This is a genomic window from Chitinophaga sp. 30R24 (assembly GCF_049056765.1).
Classification (GTDB): Bacteria; Bacteroidota; Bacteroidia; order Chitinophagales; family Chitinophagaceae; genus Chitinophaga.
Map to the genome: position 1 here is coordinate 305,518 of NZ_JBJGXX010000001.1, position 16,189 is coordinate 321,706.

12 protein-coding genes are annotated in these 16,189 nt (G+C 45.1%); 6 read left to right on the forward strand and 6 right to left on the reverse strand.

Features of this window, described 5'->3' with window-relative positions; genetic code table 11:
- The first annotated feature begins 350 nt into the window (after window positions 1–350).
- The 4 genes from ACDQ55_RS01285 to ACDQ55_RS01300 all read left to right on the forward strand — a co-directional run bounded on the left by ACDQ55_RS01285 (window position 351) and on the right by ACDQ55_RS01300 (window position 4,852).
- Complete coding sequence (locus ACDQ55_RS01285) at window positions 351–734, forward strand: DUF3127 domain-containing protein (protein WP_420979206.1); 384 nt, start codon at window positions 351–353, stop codon at window positions 732–734.
- A gap of 232 nt (window positions 735–966) precedes the next feature.
- Window positions 967–2,526, forward strand: a complete 1,560-nt coding sequence (locus ACDQ55_RS01290) for an NAD(P)/FAD-dependent oxidoreductase (protein ID WP_420979207.1) — start codon at window positions 967–969, stop codon at window positions 2,524–2,526.
- Between the two features lie 55 nt (window positions 2,527–2,581).
- Window positions 2,582–3,526, forward strand: a complete 945-nt coding sequence (locus ACDQ55_RS01295; protein WP_420979208.1) for an ABC transporter ATP-binding protein — start codon at window positions 2,582–2,584, stop codon at window positions 3,524–3,526.
- A gap of 15 nt (window positions 3,527–3,541) precedes the next feature.
- Window positions 3,542–4,852: an ABC transporter permease gene (locus ACDQ55_RS01300; protein WP_420979209.1), complete on the forward strand. Its 1,311-nt coding sequence runs from the start codon at window positions 3,542–3,544 to the stop codon at window positions 4,850–4,852.
- Window positions 4,853–4,903: 51 nt separating this feature from the next.
- Here the strand turns inward: ACDQ55_RS01300 and ACDQ55_RS01305 are convergent, their stop codons facing one another.
- Together ACDQ55_RS01305 and ACDQ55_RS01310 are read right to left on the reverse strand one after the other, a co-directional pair.
- Window positions 4,904–5,839, reverse strand: a complete 936-nt coding sequence (locus ACDQ55_RS01305) for an NAD(P)H-dependent flavin oxidoreductase (protein ID WP_420979210.1) — start codon at window positions 5,837–5,839, stop codon at window positions 4,904–4,906.
- Between the two features lie 18 nt (window positions 5,840–5,857).
- Window positions 5,858–6,850: a sugar phosphate nucleotidyltransferase gene (locus ACDQ55_RS01310; protein WP_420979211.1), complete on the reverse strand. Its 993-nt coding sequence runs from the start codon at window positions 6,848–6,850 to the stop codon at window positions 5,858–5,860.
- 244 nt (window positions 6,851–7,094) lie between these two features.
- On the opposite strand from ACDQ55_RS01310, the gene glyA reads away from it, so the two are divergent.
- Complete coding sequence (gene glyA, locus ACDQ55_RS01315; RefSeq protein ID WP_420979212.1) at window positions 7,095–8,375, forward strand: serine hydroxymethyltransferase; 1,281 nt, start codon at window positions 7,095–7,097, stop codon at window positions 8,373–8,375.
- Window positions 8,376–8,543: 168 nt separating this feature from the next.
- On the opposite strand, the gene ACDQ55_RS01320 is transcribed toward glyA, so the two are convergent.
- The 4 genes from ACDQ55_RS01320 to secA all read right to left on the reverse strand — a co-directional run bounded on the left by ACDQ55_RS01320 (window position 8,544) and on the right by secA (window position 14,262).
- Window positions 8,544–9,719, reverse strand: coding sequence for a M20 metallopeptidase family protein (locus tag ACDQ55_RS01320; protein ID WP_420979213.1), 1,176 nt, complete (start codon window positions 9,717–9,719; stop codon window positions 8,544–8,546).
- Entirely contained in the window at window positions 9,703–10,143 is a 441-nt protein-coding gene (locus tag ACDQ55_RS01325) for an SPOR domain-containing protein (protein ID WP_420979214.1), read from the reverse strand. The genes ACDQ55_RS01320 and ACDQ55_RS01325 overlap by 17 nt, the downstream gene beginning before the upstream one ends.
- 28 nt (window positions 10,144–10,171) lie before the next feature.
- Window positions 10,172–10,837, reverse strand: a complete 666-nt coding sequence (gene deoC / locus ACDQ55_RS01330) for a deoxyribose-phosphate aldolase (protein WP_420979215.1) — start codon at window positions 10,835–10,837, stop codon at window positions 10,172–10,174.
- Between the two features lie 92 nt (window positions 10,838–10,929).
- Window positions 10,930–14,262: a preprotein translocase subunit SecA gene (gene secA / locus ACDQ55_RS01335; RefSeq protein ID WP_420979216.1), complete on the reverse strand. Its 3,333-nt coding sequence runs from the start codon at window positions 14,260–14,262 to the stop codon at window positions 10,930–10,932.
- Window positions 14,263–14,903: 641 nt separating this feature from the next.
- Here secA and ACDQ55_RS01340 point away from each other — a divergent pair.
- Complete coding sequence (locus tag ACDQ55_RS01340; protein ID WP_420979217.1) at window positions 14,904–16,184, forward strand: MFS transporter; 1,281 nt, start codon at window positions 14,904–14,906, stop codon at window positions 16,182–16,184.
- Window positions 16,185–16,189 lie beyond the last annotated feature (5 nt).

The window sequence follows — 16,189 nt, forward strand, 5'->3', positions numbered from 1 at the left end:
CTTTGAAACCCACACGTGACAAGGTTTTCGCTACTATAAACCTCATTGATTAACAGTATATTTATCTTTTCCATTCTCCTTTTTATTATAAATATGGATATATACCTGATAAAATAATATTGTAGTCCTGCTCTCAAAAAAAATCGTTCACTTTTAAGGATGAGATATTCACACTTTTTTTAGAGAGGGTGCAAAACTATGTTAGTATCTCCATTTAAAAAAATGTCTTTATGGCTAGCAATTATGAAACTATTTTTTTATATCGCGCGCAGGGTTTTATTAAAAAATATTTGTCCGCACTAAGTCGAATACCTTATCTTTGATCCTTCTGAATTTAAAAAAATTTTTCTATGAGTTTTGAAATTACCGGAAAGCTGATTGTGAAGTACAACACGGTACAACGTAGCGAAACTTTTAAAACAAGAGAGTTCGTTATTGAGAAGTCTGATGACATCAATGGCCGTGTTATCAACAACTATATTAAGTTTCAGTCGGTACAAGACCGCACTGGTATTGTAGACCGGTTTAATGAGGGTGAAAACGTTAAAGTTTATTTCAATATCAAAGGCACCAGGTGGGAGAAAGATGGCAAAGTAAATTACATCACTAATCTCGACGCATGGCGCATGGAATCTGTAATGGCGGCTCCTGCTCCAGGTGCAGATATGCAACCTAACTACAATACACCACAGATGCCAACCAGCGGCGACGCTGGTGATGATCTGCCGTTCTAGTAGCTAATTAACCGGTTGCTACATACGCCCAAGCCTATCCGCAACTACCCGTTAATTGCTGAATAATTTTTTGCAGCGAAGATAAAGTACCCTTGTACTTCTTCTTCGCTGCATTTTTTATGCTTAGTTATGGCCTTTCAATGAACTAGGCAATGCCTATCGCATAAAATGCCCATGCAATAACGTACCTTTGCATTTACTTTTTAGGATAAACACCTAACCGTACCGTGCCATGATTCAACAAGTATCACTCAAATTATTACCGGCAGATGCCGCCTCTCATACACATATTATACAGCACGCCGCTGCTGCACTGAGTATCAAACACGATCACATCACGGGATTTAACCTGCTCAAACGCTCTATAGATGCGCGTTCCAGACAAATATACTTTATACTTACCATACAAGTATTCATCAATGAACCATTTATAGAAAGACAACATCCACCTCTGGCATACCATTCCCTGCCGCTCAACGCCCCCAGGGTATTGATTGCAGGCGCTGGACCCGCAGGCCTGTTTGCGGCACTGCGACTCATAGAAGCTGGTGTGAAACCCATTATACTGGAACGCGGAAAAGACGTCCGCGCTCGACGCCGCGATCTGGCTGCCCTCAATAAAACCGGCATTGTAAACCCTGAATCAAACTACTGCTTTGGCGAAGGCGGTGCTGGCACTTATTCAGACGGCAAACTATACACCCGGTCTAATAAACGCGGAGATATTAACCGCATACTGAACATATTTGTTCACTTCGGCGCCGAAGAAAAAATAATGATCGACGCACACCCGCATATCGGCACCAATAAATTGCCACATATCATCACCGCCATGCGCGAACAAATTATCAACAGCGGCGGTGAAGTGCATTTCGGACAAAAGATCACTTCCATCCTATTGAAAGATGGCGCCGTTACCGGCGTAAAAACAGCAACCGGCGACCGCTTCGATGCACCACGCCTCATTCTCGCTACCGGCCATTCTGCCCGGGATATTTTCAAAATGCTGCACCAGCAAAATATACTGCTGGAAGCAAAACCATTCGCCCTCGGCGTGCGGGTAGAACACCCTCAAGAACTGATCGACAGCGCCCAATACCATTGCACCACCCGCGGTGAATATTTACCGCCGGCAAGCTATAGCCTCGTAGAACAAGTAGAAGGCCGCGGCGTTTTCTCTTTCTGCATGTGCCCAGGTGGTATCATAGCACCCGCCGCCACCGATCCGGGAGAACTGGTGGTAAACGGCTGGTCGCCTTCTAAACGCAATAACCCCTTTGCCAATTCCGGCATGGTGGTTACCGTAGACGAATCCGATTTTGTCCCTTTCGCTCAACACGGACCGCTCGCCGCCATGTACTTCCAACAAGCAGTGGAACAACAGGCTTTCCATGCCGGCGGGGGCCACTTTGTAGCGCCGGCACAACGCATGACCGACTTTGTTAATAAAAAAATATCCGTATCCCTCCCCGAATGCTCTTATGTACCCGGCCTGCACAGCGCCGACCTGCGCAGCGTTTTACCCGCTACTGTACATCAACGCCTCGCCGGAGCATTCAAAGCATTTGGCCGCAAAATGAAAGGATATTATACAGAAAATGCGGTACTCGTAGCCACCGAATCCCGCACATCTTCACCGGTACGCATTCCACGCCACCCAAACACACTTGAACACCCACAGGTGACTGGCCTCTATCCCTGCGCAGAAGGCGCCGGATACGCAGGCGGCATCGTTTCCGCCGCTATGGATGGAGAACGGATTGCTGCTATCATTGCCGATCAACTACACTAAAAATTCCTTCCAGATATTATAATTATTTATTGCTGATTAATCAGTATTTTTCGGCATGAACCTACTCGAAGTTAAACAGCTGAAAAAGTATTATGATACCCACAAAGCAGTGGACAACATAAGCTTTGATATCCCGGAAGGCAGCATTTTCGGCCTGCTGGGTCCCAATGGAGCGGGTAAAACTACCCTGCTCCGTATGATCACGGGCATCTTTTATCCTGATGAAGGCCAAATTCTCTTTAACGGAAAAAAATTTGACCCCGAAAACGATGTGCAATACATCGGATATATGCCCGAAGAAAGAGGCTTATATAAAAAAATGATGGTGGGCGAACAAACCCTGTACCTCGCCCAGCTAAAAGGAATGAACAGGAAAGAAGCCACGGAGAAAATAAAATACTGGTTCGATAAATTCGATATCAACTCCTGGTTTAATAAAAAAGTAGATGAGCTCAGCAAAGGCATGCAGCAAAAAGTCCAATTCATTTCCACTATCCTCCATCAACCTAAACTACTGATACTGGATGAACCCTTTTCCGGCCTAGACCCTATCAACTCCAACCTGATCAAACAAGAAATCTTTCACCTGCGCGACCAGGGCACTACCATCATCTTTTCTACCCACCGTATGGAACAGGTAGAAGAAATATGCGACCGTATCATGTTGGTCAATAAAGGCCATAAAATACTGGATGGCAGCGTAAAACAAATACAACAAGACTTTAAACAGGGACTTTTCCGCATCGGACTGGGTCAAATGCCTAACCATGCCCAAATGAATACCTGGCACTTCTCTATCGTGGAAGTACATGATAAATCTTTCACCGTAAAAATGAATGAAGATAGCAGTACTAACGATATTCTGCTGCACTTTATCCGCCAGGATATTCCGGTCACCTATTTTGAAGAAATCCTCCCTTCTATCAATGATGTATTTATCACCCAGGTACAACAAACGGAAAATAAAGCTGCCCATGTAGCTACTATGCCGCTCACCTGATCATTTTAATCGTTTATGAAAAAAATTGGCCTGATTATAAAAAGAGAATTTTTTACCCGCGTCCGTAAAAAATCTTTCCTGATCACTACCTTACTGGTACCCCTCGCTTTTGCTGCCATTATTATTGTGCCTATTTTGTTTTCCATATCCTCCAGCGAACACAAACGCATCGCTGTAGTGGACAAAAGCGGCTTATTCAACAATAAATTCCCCGACACAAAAGAAGTATACTTTAAATACCTGCCAGACCAAAACTTCGACAGCCTGAAAACTAACTATGAAACATCCGGTTACGGAGGCGTACTGTATATCCCGGCATTTGATATTAACCGGCCCGGTGGCTTCGAATACTATAGCAGCGGACAAACCAGCATATTACTGGAGAGCAGCATCAATAAAGATATCAACGATATTATTGAGCAAAAGCGGATGGAACTGCAAGGACTGGATGCTTCCAAGTTAAGCGCCATTAAATCCAATGTAGAAGTAACTTTTAAGAGCGGAAAAGACGAGAAAAAAGGTAATTCCTGGGTGGCCTACGGTGTTGGCTATGCCAGTGGTTTTATTATCTACGTTATCCTGTTGTTATTTGGCACCTCCGTAATGAGAGGAGTGATGGAAGAAAAAGTAAACCGCATTGCTGAAGTGATGGTTTCCAGTGTAAAGCCTTTCCAGCTGATGATGGGTAAAATTGTGGGCATCGCAGCAGTAGGACTACTGCAATTTCTCATCTGGGGTATATTGGTTACCGTTATATACTCCATTATTCCTTTATTTGTTTCTCCGGAAAGCCTGCAAGCGGCCTCACAAGGCGGCGCGATGGCCCAGGGCAACGAAGCTGCCGCCGCTGAAATGGTGCAAAAAATAAAAGAAGTGGTAGGCAACATCCAATGGAACCTCCTTATCCCCTGCTTTGTGCTGTATTTTCTGGGAGGCTATCTTTTTTATTCTTCTTTATACGCAGCAGTGGGCAGTCTCGCCAATGAAGATGTGAGTGATATACAACAGCTAACCATCCCTATTACTGTACCCATCATTATAGGCATTATCATTATGATGAAGGCCGTTCAGGACCCAGGCAGCCCACTGGCGGTATGGGGCAGTATCATCCCTTTTACTTCTCCGATGGTTATGATGGCCCGCCTGCCTTATGGAGTTCCCGGTACAGTACCCTACTGGCAACTCGGACTATCCTTTATTTGCCTCATAGGCGGATTTATCATTACCACCTGGGCTGCTGGCAGAATATACCGCACCGGTATACTGATGTATGGTAAAAAAATTACGCTGAAAGAAGCGGTGAAGTGGGTAATAAGAAAACAATAAATTATTTCCGGGCTGTTTTTACCAATAGATGGTAAAACAGCCCGGCCTTTATCACTTAAGTTGATGCAAGCGTTGCACGGTGAACCGGAACTCAGTCCAGATTTCTTCCACCACAGAGGCAGCAGGTTGTATACGATGTATCAGGGCGCTTACCTGACCTATTTCCAACTCCCCCTCTTCCAGGTTTCCTTCAAACATACCAGCTTTAGCACGGGCGCGGCCCAATAAATTTTTTAACGCCGTCACATCCGCGCCGTTATCTTCTGCGGCCTGTACTGCCTGGTAGAAATTATTTTTGATCAAACGCACGGGAGCCAACTTTTTTAAACTTAGCATCGTATCTCCTTCCCTGGCATTTACCACTGCCTGTTTAAAGTTAATATGGGAAGATGCTTCGGGAGTAGCTACAAAGCGGCTGCCTACCTGTACGCCGGAAGCCCCTAAAGCAAAAGCCGCTGCCATCGCCTTACCCGAACCAATACCGCCAGCGGCGATCACGGGAATGCTCACTTGTTCACATACTGCCGGAACCAACACCATAGTGGTCGTTTCTTCCCGCCCGTTATGCCCACCGGCTTCAAAGCCCTCTGCTACTACGGCATCTACGCCGGCGGCCTCACTCTTCAACGCAAAAGCTGCACTGGATACTACGTGTACTACTTTAATGCCAGCCGCTTTCAGCACCGGTGTCCAGGTCTTCGGATTACCAGCAGAAGTAAATACGATCGGTACCTTTTCTTCCAAAATAATATTTATCAACTGGTCAATATCCGGGTACAACAAAGGCACATTTACGCCAAAAGGCTTGTTGGTCGCTTGCCGGCATTTTTGAATATGTTCCCTCAATATATCCGGATACATACTGCCGGAGCCTATCAGCCCCAGCCCGCCGGCATTGCTCACGGCGCTGGCTAAACGCCAGCCGCTTGCCCATATCATGCCCGCCTGGATAATAGGGTACTGTATATTGAATAAAGAAGATACCATGTTAGCAATTAACGGCTATTAGCCGAGGTCAATTTCGGTGTTATCACCTATGTTCAGGCTTTGGCTTAAACCGCGGATATTAGCATCACTGCCAATAAGTGAAGACTTCAACACCACTTCGTACAGGTTGCTGAAAGAACCGATAATAGAATCTTTTACAATAGAATAACTAATCACGGTATTATCTCCTACTGCTACATTAGGCCCAATAATGGAATGTTTGATATTACAACCTTCCCCAATGCTTACCGGAGGGATAATGATGGTATTATCGTAAGGTAATACCGGGTTATTAGCCAGTTTATATTTTTTAAGTAAGGTGGCATTCGTTTCCAGCAAAGTGTCTTTACGGCCGCAATCAAACCAATTAGACACTTTGAAGCCATTGAACTGTACGCCGTGCTCTATCATACATTCCAATGCATCGGTGAGTTGAAATTCATCATGCGATTTTACTTTATTGTCGACATTGCTTTGCAAACATTCATATAGCTGTTTCGTTTCTTTGATCTTGTAGAAGCCTACCAGCGCCAGGTTGGATTTGGGGATCTGCGGCTTTTCCACTACACGGGTTACCCGGCCCTGTTCGTCCAGCTCTGCTACCCCAAAATTGCGCGGATCATCTACTTTTTTGAGCCCCAGCATAGAATAGGGAGAAGCAATGACCTCTTTGAAATCGCATTCTACAATAGTATCGCCCAATACAATCAGTATTTCATCGTTGTTTACGGCCTCCCGGGTAAGCAACAGGGCGTGCCCGGTCCCTTCCCTGCTATTTTGCTGCACAAAATGACAGGTCAGCTGCGGGTATTTCTTTTCTACATAATGCTGGATCTTTTCACCCAGGTAGCCTACCACAAATACAAATTCCGTGATGCCGGCTGCTACCAATTGATCTACAATAATGCTCAGTATGGTTCTGCCTGCTAAAGGTATTAATGCTTTAGGTTGCGTGTATGTATGTGGACGTAGCTTGGTGCCCGCCCCTGCCACTGGTATAATTGCCTTCATCAGTTGTTGTAGTTAGGATTTAGTATTATAGCTAATGCTCCTCGAATGTTGCGAAAATAGGACAAATATAGGATTTAGGGATTTTCCGATCGATAGGACTGAGGGTTGGCCTATGGTATCCCTACTACCAGAACGGTGCTGTTAAAGCCGGTAAAAGGTCTTATTTCACCGGAAATAATTGAATCTCAAAACTCATTGCAATTGATCTGGCTTTAATTTATTTTTGCGTCAAATTTTAGGCAACATGCAAAGAGACCAGCAAATATTTGATTTAATCGGCCAGGAATTGGAGCGTCAGCGCCATGGCATTGAACTGATCGCATCTGAGAACTTTACCAGCTTACAGGTAATGCAGGCAATGGGGAATGTGATGACGAATAAATATGCCGAAGGCTATCCTGGCAGAAGGTATTATGCCGGTTGCGAAATTGTAGACCAGAGCGAACAATTGGCTATAGACAGGGCTAAACAAATATTTGGTGCCAATTATGTGAATGTACAGCCTCACTCCGGCGCACAAGCCAATGCCGCCGTAATGCTGGCCATCCTCCAGCCTGGCGACAAAATCCTGGGCCTGGACTTGAGCATGGGCGGTCACCTCACCCATGGCTCCTCTGTAAATTACTCCGGTAAGCTCTATCAACCTCATTTCTATGGCGTTAACAAAGAAACAGGCTTGGTAGAATACGATAAAATGGAAGAAATCGCCCTGCGCGAAAAACCCAAACTGATCGTTTGTGGGGCTTCTGCATATAGCCGCGACTGGGATTACAAACGTATCCGCGAAATTGCAGACCAGGTAGGCGCTTTCGTATTGGCAGACATTGCACATCCTGCAGGACTGATCGCCAAAGGATTGCTGAAATCTCCTTTCGCTTACTGCCATTTCGTAACTACTACTACCCACAAAACACTGCGCGGACCCCGTGGCGGTATGATCATGATGGGCGCAGACTTCGAAAACCCATTTGGCCTGAAAACGCCAAAAGGTGAAACCCGCATGATGAGCTCCCTCATCGATACAGCGGTGTTCCCAGGTATCCAAGGTGGCCCGCTCGAACACGTGATCGCTGCTAAAGCAGTATCTTTCTTCGAAATTCTGTCCGACGAATACGATGTATACGCCAAACAGATCCTGACAAATGCCCAGGCAATGGCAAAAAGCTTTGTGGGCAAAGGCTATGAAATCATCTCCGGTGGCACCGACAACCACCTGATGCTGATAGACCTCCGCAATAAAAATATCTCTGGCAAAAAAGCAGAACAAACACTCGTAAAAGCCGACATCACTGCCAATAAAAACATGGTGCCATTCGACGATAAATCTGCCTTCATCACCTCCGGTATACGTATAGGCGTTCCCGCTATCACCACACGCGGCCTGAAAGAAGGTCACATGGATCAGATCGTAGACTGGATCGATCAACTCCTGATGGACGCCGACAACGAAGCCCTGATCCTCAAAGTAAGAGGTGAAGTAAATACATTTATGCAACAGTTTCCGCTGTATCCGGAGTTGGGATAATTTCTGCCCGCACCGGCATAATATATCTTTTATAACGGTTGTGTCCAGATGGATACAACCGTTTTTTTATCTGTATAAATAACTTCAACGCATATACGTTTTTATACCCTACATAAAAAAACGTCCCGGCATTCGCCGGGACGTTACTATCTTAAAAGATGATGACATTTAAAACTGTGTTGCCAGGTAAGCCATTGTACCGATACCGATTTCAATAGCGTGTTCATCCACATCAAAAGTAGGTGTATGCACACCGGAAGTAATACCTTTGGCAGCATTACCTGTACCTAATCTAAAAAAGCAGGCGGGAACTACCTGTGAGTAATAGGCAAAGTCTTCTGCTCCCATACGTACCTCTGTTTCTCCCACATAAGCCTCTCCCAGATAATCAGTCGCAAAATCACGGGCCTTGTTGGTAATCGCCTCATTATTGTACAACGTAGGATACCCTACCAATATTTCAATATCTATTTCAGCACCCAGCGCAGCAGCAATACCTACGGCCTGCTGGCGGATCAATTCATGCGCCTTGAACCGCCAGGTTTCATCCATCGCCCGGAAAGTACCCATCAATTTTACTTCACTCGGAATCACATTGGTAGTAAAGCCTCCGTTAAAAGCGCAGATAGATAATACCGATGGGGAAAACGGATTATTGTTACGGGAAATAATTTGTTGCAGGCTTACCACCAGTTGGGAAGCTACCAAAATGGTATCTACCGTAAGATGAGGTTGTGCGGCATGTCCGCCTTTGCCTTTTACAGTAATATATATTTCATCGGCACTGGCCATATATTTTCCGGCATGAAACCCAACATGCCCTACTTCCAGCGACGGGTGCACATGTAAGCCCAGGATAGCATCTGGACGGGGATTTTCCAATGCGCCCTCTTCAATCATAATACTCGCGCCGCCAGGATGTTTCTCTTCACCCGGCTGAAACAGGATCTTGATGGTACCTTGCAGTTCGTCTTTTAACTCATGCAAGATCTTGGTGGCTCCCAATACACAAGAAGTATGTACATCATGCCCACAAGCATGCATCACTCCCGGATGAGTAGATTTATAAACTACATCGTTAGCTTCGGTGATGGGCAAGGCATCCATATCGGCCCGCAATGCAATAGTTTTAGCAGCGGGGTTCTGGCCTTCGATCAGGGCAATAATACCAGTGCCTGCAATACCAGCCTGGAAAGGAACGCCCCAGGCAGTTAATTGCTGCTGTATAAACGCTGTAGTGGCAAACTCCTGAAAAGAAAGCTCAGGATGAGCATGTAAATGCCTTCTGATGGCAGTGAATTCAGGCGCATAAGCCTTTGCCAGCTCTTTAATACGGTTCTTCATTCGATAGTTCTTTGTCCGGTGTCACGTTAATAATGGCTGGTACTACAAATACGCCGCCTGAAAACAGGTCGGATAATTTGTCCCGTAGCTCAGTAGCTTCTTCACGGGTTTTGAAATCGCCTACGCGCACTTTAAAATAGGGTGCCTGATAATCAAGATAGGTACGGTAGTCTGCAAAAAGCTGCATTACCTTAGCTTTGGCCTCATTAGCGTCTGCACGCTTGTTGGTGGAAATCACCTGTACGCGAAAACCCGATTGGTTACGGATGGCGAGGGTATTAATGTAGATCTGCTTTTTGATCAACACATCTACACGACTATCTTTCACTACATTGACCGTTCCATTGGATGCCGTTGCATTGTCTTGCGCCATGGCCCAACTGCTCCCTAACAAACAGCAAACCAGGATAAATAACTTTTGCATGAATACAGTTATAATTAAGTATGAATAATTAGGATTGCGCTCCCTTGCTTTCTTTCACAATATTCACGCTGGCACTGGCGCCTATACGGGTAGCCCCTGCCTCTATCAACTCTTTGGCAAAAGCGAAGGTACGAATACCACCGGAAGCTTTGATTTGTATATTATCCGGTAAATTGGCCCTCATCAATTTTACGGCTTCCAGAGTAGCCCCTTTTTCTGCATAACCAGTAGATGTTTTCATGAAGTCAACACCATACTTGCTGTAAAGCTGACAACACTTAACGATCTCTTCCTCCAATAATATGCCACTTTCAATAATGATCTTTACTACTTTTTTCTTTTCCCGGATGAGATACATCAAATTGGCGATCTCCTTTTCCAAGTACTCCCAATCGTTGTTTTTAATCGCGGAAATATTGATCACTACATCCAGCTCATCGGCGCCATCCACAATGGCCAACACGGTTTCGGCCACCTTTGCTTCTATGGCAGAATAGCCAAAAGGAAAGCCAATTACGGTAGCAATTTTTGTATCGGTAGCTCCCAGAAACTGTTTAGCCAGTTTTACATATAAAGGCGGCACGCAGGCAGCAGCAAAATTGTATTCCACACATTGCATACACAGTTGCTTAATGTCTTCCAATGTAGTGGTAGGCTTCAATACAGTATGATCTATATAACGGTTAATTTCCATCTTTCAATTACTGATTACGAGGCGAAATTAATGCAAAACGGATTACGTTACCGTAATCCGTTTTGATTATCATTTTTCAGGTAAAATCCCGCTTATGCGTTTTTACCATGACATTGTTTGTATTTTTTACCGCTACCACAAGGGCAGAGATCATTACGACCTATCTGCGGACCCTGATGACGAACCGGCTCTGCTTTCACTTCTTCAGCTGTTTGTAAGTTCGGTGCGCTGGCCTGATGACCGTTGTTGTCTACCAGATCTTCATGAGAAGCGCGCAGGCGGCTCATGTCTGTTTTCTCTTCGTATCCTTCACGGATTTCCGGTGTGGCTTCCAGCTCTTCCTGTGCACGGTTGCTCACTGGAATGAAGCATTTGGTGAGGAAGGAAACGATATCGCGGCTGGTTTCACCATCCATCTGTTTGAACAGGTTAAATGCTTCAAACTTATAGATCAGCAGTGGATCTTTTTGTTCGTATACGGCACTCTGTACAGATTGTTTCAGATCGTCCATAGCGCGCAGGTGCTCTTTCCAGGCTTCATCTATCAAGGCCAGGGTAATGCTGCGTTCCAGGGCGTTCATGGTTTCAGCACCTTTGGTATCAACTACCTTTTGCAGGTTAGCCAGCACATTGATCCCTTTTTTACCGTCGGTAAACGGAATAGAGATATTGTCGATCTGATGTCCTTGTTGCTGATGAATACGCTCAATTGTTGGGAAAGTTTTACCCATCAGGTCGTTCACCTTACGGATGTAATTTTGTTTTCCTTCATGGTACAGCTTGGAGGCCAGGTTAGGAATATCTCCCTTTGCCAGCTCGTCGCTGCCGATACTGGTATCGATAGAGAAGTTCATGATAGCATCCATCTTAAATGCTTCATAATCTCCACTCTCTCTGTGTGTAGTAACAATACTTTCTGCCACATCAAAGAAGGCGTTATCAATATCAATGGCGAGGCGTTCGCCAAACAGCGCATGGTTACGTTTAGAGTAGATCACGGTGCGTTGTTTGTTCATCACGTCATCATATTCCAGCAAACGTTTACGGATACCGAAGTTATTTTCTTCTACTTTCTTCTGTGCTCTTTCAATGGAACGGGTGATCATGCTATGCTGGATCACTTCTCCTTCTTTGTATCCCATACGGTCCATGAGGCCGGCGATACGTTCGGAGCCGAACATGCGCATCAGGTCATCTTCCAGGGAAACAAAGAACTGGGAAGTTCCAGGATCACCCTGACGACCGGCACGACCGCGTAACTGCCTGTCTACACGACGGCTTTCATGCCTTTCCGTACCGATAATAGCCAAACCCCCGGCTTCTTTTACGCCGGGTCCGAGTTTAATATCCGTACCACGGCCCGCCATGTTGGTAGCAATGGTTACCGCACCGGGCAAACCTGCTTCCGCAACGATTTGCGCTTCACGGGCATGTTGTTTCGCATTCAATACATTATGCGGTACTTTTTCGAAAGTAAGCATCTTACTCAGTAACTCAGATACTTCTACAGAAGTAGTACCTACCAGTACCGGGCGGCCTTTTGCCTGTAATTGCTTCACTTCTTCGATAACAGCCTTGTATTTATCACGCTTGGTTTTATATACCAGGTCTTCCGCATCTACACGGGAAATCGGGAGGTTGGTAGGGATAGTTACCACATCCAGTTTATAAATTTCCCAGAACTCACCGGCTTCGGTAGAAGCCGTACCGGTCATACCAGCCAGTTTGTGGTACATACGGAAATAGTTCTGCAAGGTGATTGTGGCAAATGTTTGTGTGGCAGCTTCCACTTTCACATTTTCTTTGGCTTCGATCGCCTGGTGCAAACCATCGGAGTAGCGGCGTCCATCGAGGATACGGCCGGTTTGCTCATCTACGATCTTCACTTTACCATCCATTACCACATATTCCACATCTTTATCAAATAAAGTGTAGGCTTTCAGTAATTGCTGTACGGAATGGATACGATCTGACTTTGCGGCAAAGTCCTGCAGCAATACATCCTTGCGCTGCAGTTTCTCTTCAGGAGAAACTGACAGTTTTTCAATTTCTGCCAATTCAGACCCTACATCCGGCAATACAAAGAAATTAGCGTCTTCACCACCTTGTGTGATCAGGTGAATACCTTTATCAGTTAGATCTACGCTGTTTTGTTTTTCTTCGATTACAAAGAACAATCCTTCATCTACTTTTGGCATTTCACGTTGCTGGTCTGCCAGGTAGTAGTTCTCTGCTTTTTGTAATAATACCCTGTTACCTGGTTCGCTGAGGTATTTGATCAGTGCACCGTTTTTCGGTAACCCTCTGTAAGCACGCATCAGTGCCAAACCACCGGTTTTAGGATCATCTTTACCTTCTGCAATCAATTTCTTGGCTTCCAGCAGGTATTGGTTAACGGATTTCTTCTGCATTTCCACCAGGTATTCGATACGTGGCTTTAATACATGGAATTCCTGTTCCTCTCCACGGGGGATAGGGCCGGAAATGATCAGGGGAGTACGGGCATCATCTACCAATACGCTATCCACCTCATCTACCATGGCATAGTGGTGCTTACGCTGTACCATTTCATCCGGGCTATGTACCATGTTATCACGGAGGTAGTCAAAGCCGAATTCGTTGTTGGTACCATAGGTAATATCTGCCAGGTAAGCATTACGGCGGGCAGCAGTATTAGATTGGTGTTTATCGATACAATCTACGGTGATACCGAGGAATTCGAACAGAGGGCCGTTCCATTCAGAGTCGCGGCGGGCCAGGTAATCGTTCACGGTTACAATGTGTACGCCTTGTCCGGCTAATGCGTTCAGATAAGCAGGCAGGGTAGATACCAGGGTTTTACCTTCACCTGTTGCCATTTCCGAAATTTTACCCTGATGCAATACAGTACCGCCGATCAGCTGTACATCATAATGCACCATATTCCAGGTTACCAGGTTGCCGGCAGCATTCCAGCTGTTTTTCCAGGTAGCTTTATCGCCATCTATGCTTACATAATCATTTTTTACTGCCAGCATACGGTCCAGGTCTGTAGCCGTAACAGTAATGGAAGGATTATTCGCTAAACGCCGGGCTGTTTCTTTTACTACCGCAAATGCTTCTGGCAACAATTCTTTGAGAACTACTTCCAGTTGCTTATCACGGTCTTTTTTCAGAATATCTATTTCCTGGTATATTGTGTCTTTTGCAGTTACATCTTCCTCTATATCAGCCACAGCCTGCTTTCCCGCTATTTCCTTATCAATAGCGGCAAGATGTTGAGCGATGCGTGCGCGGAAATCCTGCGTTTTGTGGCGCAGCTCATCGATAGGCAGGGATTGCAGTTTTTCGTACTCCTCATTAATCTGCCGCACCACAGGAGAGATGGACTTAATGTCCCTTTCTGATTTATTCCCTCCAAATAGCTTTGATAAAAAACCTAACATGTTAAATGTTTAATTACGAATTACGATTTGTTTATTTATTGTAACCCAACCCATCTAGGCTGAATTGTTCGTCAGTTGATAATTTCCTGCTTATCAGCCTATGGCGCTAAGGCTGCGGGCTTAGTCAGTTGGATAGACGGCATCCAGGTTACGCAAATATTGTGCTTGCAAGGATAAACTGTCAAGGTGTCAGTTCTTACAATTCACCGGCAAGGCCTGTAAAAGTAGGAATAAATTCGGGTTTTTAAGGGGGATCTTGGGGTGATTTTGCAATTTCTGCCAATCAAATTAACATTATGTTGATATTAAAAAAAAGCAGGGGCGCTTACTTGAGGGGTGGCTACTGCTATATTCTGTCAGCCTCTTTTTTTTTATTTTCCACCAAATTGTCATAAAAGGTGCTCACCCACGATTGCCATTGCCTGTTCCTACCATACCTCAACCGTTTATCATAAAATACAGCCGTCCAAATTAGGTGCTGAAACAGCCAGTTCACTGCTCAGGCAGCCAGCTACAGCCATAGAAGAAAATTTGCTGAAAAAATGCCCATCGCCCATACAAAAAGATAGAAATATGAAAATACTTTTTATAAATTTAAAGGCTTAATAAAAGTTTTCAACTTTTTACCAAAATCCACGTTTATGGCAAATACGATCCAGCCACAAAAATTATTTATCGCCAGTTGCATTGCATTACTGGTAACTTCTTTATCATTTGGTATCCGCGCTGGCATGATCAGCAGTTTTGGCGTTGATTTCCATTTGAATGCCAGCGAGCTTGGCATTATTACCAGCACCGCTTTCTGGGGCTTTCCGCTCGCCGTGGTAATAGGCGGTTTCATTGTAGATGCTATAGGGATGAAAAGATTGTTGCTGGTTGCCTTCCTGCTGCACCTATTGGGAATTATTCTGACCATGACCGCCACCGGCTTCTGGTCTTTATTTATTTCCACCCTATTTATCGGCATGGCCAACGGTACTGTGGAAGCAGCCTGTAACCCCTTAGTGGCTACTATCTTCCCTAATAATAAAACCACCAAGCTTAACCATTTTCACCTATGGTTTCCAGGGGGCATTGTAATAGGCACCCTATTAGTATTTGGCTTGGAGAAAATACACATCAGCAGGGAAATACAAATCAGCGCTATGTTGATCCCTACCCTTGCTTACGGATATCTTTTCACCAAACTGGACTTTCCGGTTACAGAGCGCGTAGCTGCCGGTGTTTCCACCTCCCAGATGTACCGTTCTGTATTAAGCCCGCTGTTTATCTGTATGTTCATCCTGATGTTTGGCACCGCCATCACAGAGCTGTTCACCGGGCAATGGATTGATGTATTATTAAAAAACGTTACAGAAAATTCCATCCTGATTCTCGCCCTCACCGCAGGCGTACAGGTACTAGGAAGAGGCGTAGCCGGGCCGGTGGTACACCGGATGTCTCCTACAGGAGTTTTACTTATTTCTGCGATTTTATCTGCTTTGGGATTATATTTACTTTCCCATACATCTGGCAATATGATATTTGCAGCCGCCTTTATATTTGGAATGGGCGTTACCTATTTCTGGCCAACTATGCTGGGTTTTGTATCAGAAAACATTCCTGAATCGGGCGCACTGGGTATGAATTTGATGGGGGGAGCCGGTATGTTTGCCGTTTCTGTGTACATGGTTTTTATGGGAGGTTTTTATGATAGTATTATCGTTAAACAACTGCCTGCCGGCGTTTCGCTCGATGCTTACCGCTCTGCAGCAGCTGGTACACCGGAAGCACAGGCTTATGCACAGGCAACAGCCGTAGCCGGACCGGAAATTATTAATGCCACCCTGGTAATTCCACTTATCCTGATGGTAGCATTTATAGGCCTTTTCATTTATATGCGCAGCCGTAAAAAAACAAGCGCACAAGTTCAAATAGTGTAAAATAT

What these genes read in the sequence shown, in the direction of transcription:
- deoC (WP_420979215.1), bottom strand. Translation starts at nt 10,837, where the DNA reads ATGGAAATTAACCGTTATATAGATCATACTGTATTGAAGCCTACCACT.
- ACDQ55_RS01290 (WP_420979207.1), top strand. Translation starts at nt 967, where the DNA reads ATGATTCAACAAGTATCACTCAAATTATTACCGGCAGATGCCGCCTCT.
- secA (WP_420979216.1), bottom strand. Translation starts at nt 14,262, where the DNA reads ATGTTAGGTTTTTTATCAAAGCTATTTGGAGGGAATAAATCAGAAAGG.
- ACDQ55_RS01295 (WP_420979208.1), top strand. Translation starts at nt 2,582, where the DNA reads ATGAACCTACTCGAAGTTAAACAGCTGAAAAAGTATTATGATACCCAC.
- ACDQ55_RS01310 (WP_420979211.1), bottom strand. Translation starts at nt 6,850, where the DNA reads ATGAAGGCAATTATACCAGTGGCAGGGGCGGGCACCAAGCTACGTCCA.
- ACDQ55_RS01300 (WP_420979209.1), top strand. Translation starts at nt 3,542, where the DNA reads ATGAAAAAAATTGGCCTGATTATAAAAAGAGAATTTTTTACCCGCGTC.
- ACDQ55_RS01285 (WP_420979206.1), top strand. Translation starts at nt 351, where the DNA reads ATGAGTTTTGAAATTACCGGAAAGCTGATTGTGAAGTACAACACGGTA.
- ACDQ55_RS01320 (WP_420979213.1), bottom strand. Translation starts at nt 9,719, where the DNA reads ATGAAGAACCGTATTAAAGAGCTGGCAAAGGCTTATGCGCCTGAATTC.
- ACDQ55_RS01325 (WP_420979214.1), bottom strand. Translation starts at nt 10,143, where the DNA reads ATGCAAAAGTTATTTATCCTGGTTTGCTGTTTGTTAGGGAGCAGTTGG.
- ACDQ55_RS01340 (WP_420979217.1), top strand. Translation starts at nt 14,904, where the DNA reads ATGGCAAATACGATCCAGCCACAAAAATTATTTATCGCCAGTTGCATT.
- ACDQ55_RS01305 (WP_420979210.1), bottom strand. Translation starts at nt 5,839, where the DNA reads ATGGTATCTTCTTTATTCAATATACAGTACCCTATTATCCAGGCGGGC.
- glyA (WP_420979212.1), top strand. Translation starts at nt 7,095, where the DNA reads ATGCAAAGAGACCAGCAAATATTTGATTTAATCGGCCAGGAATTGGAG.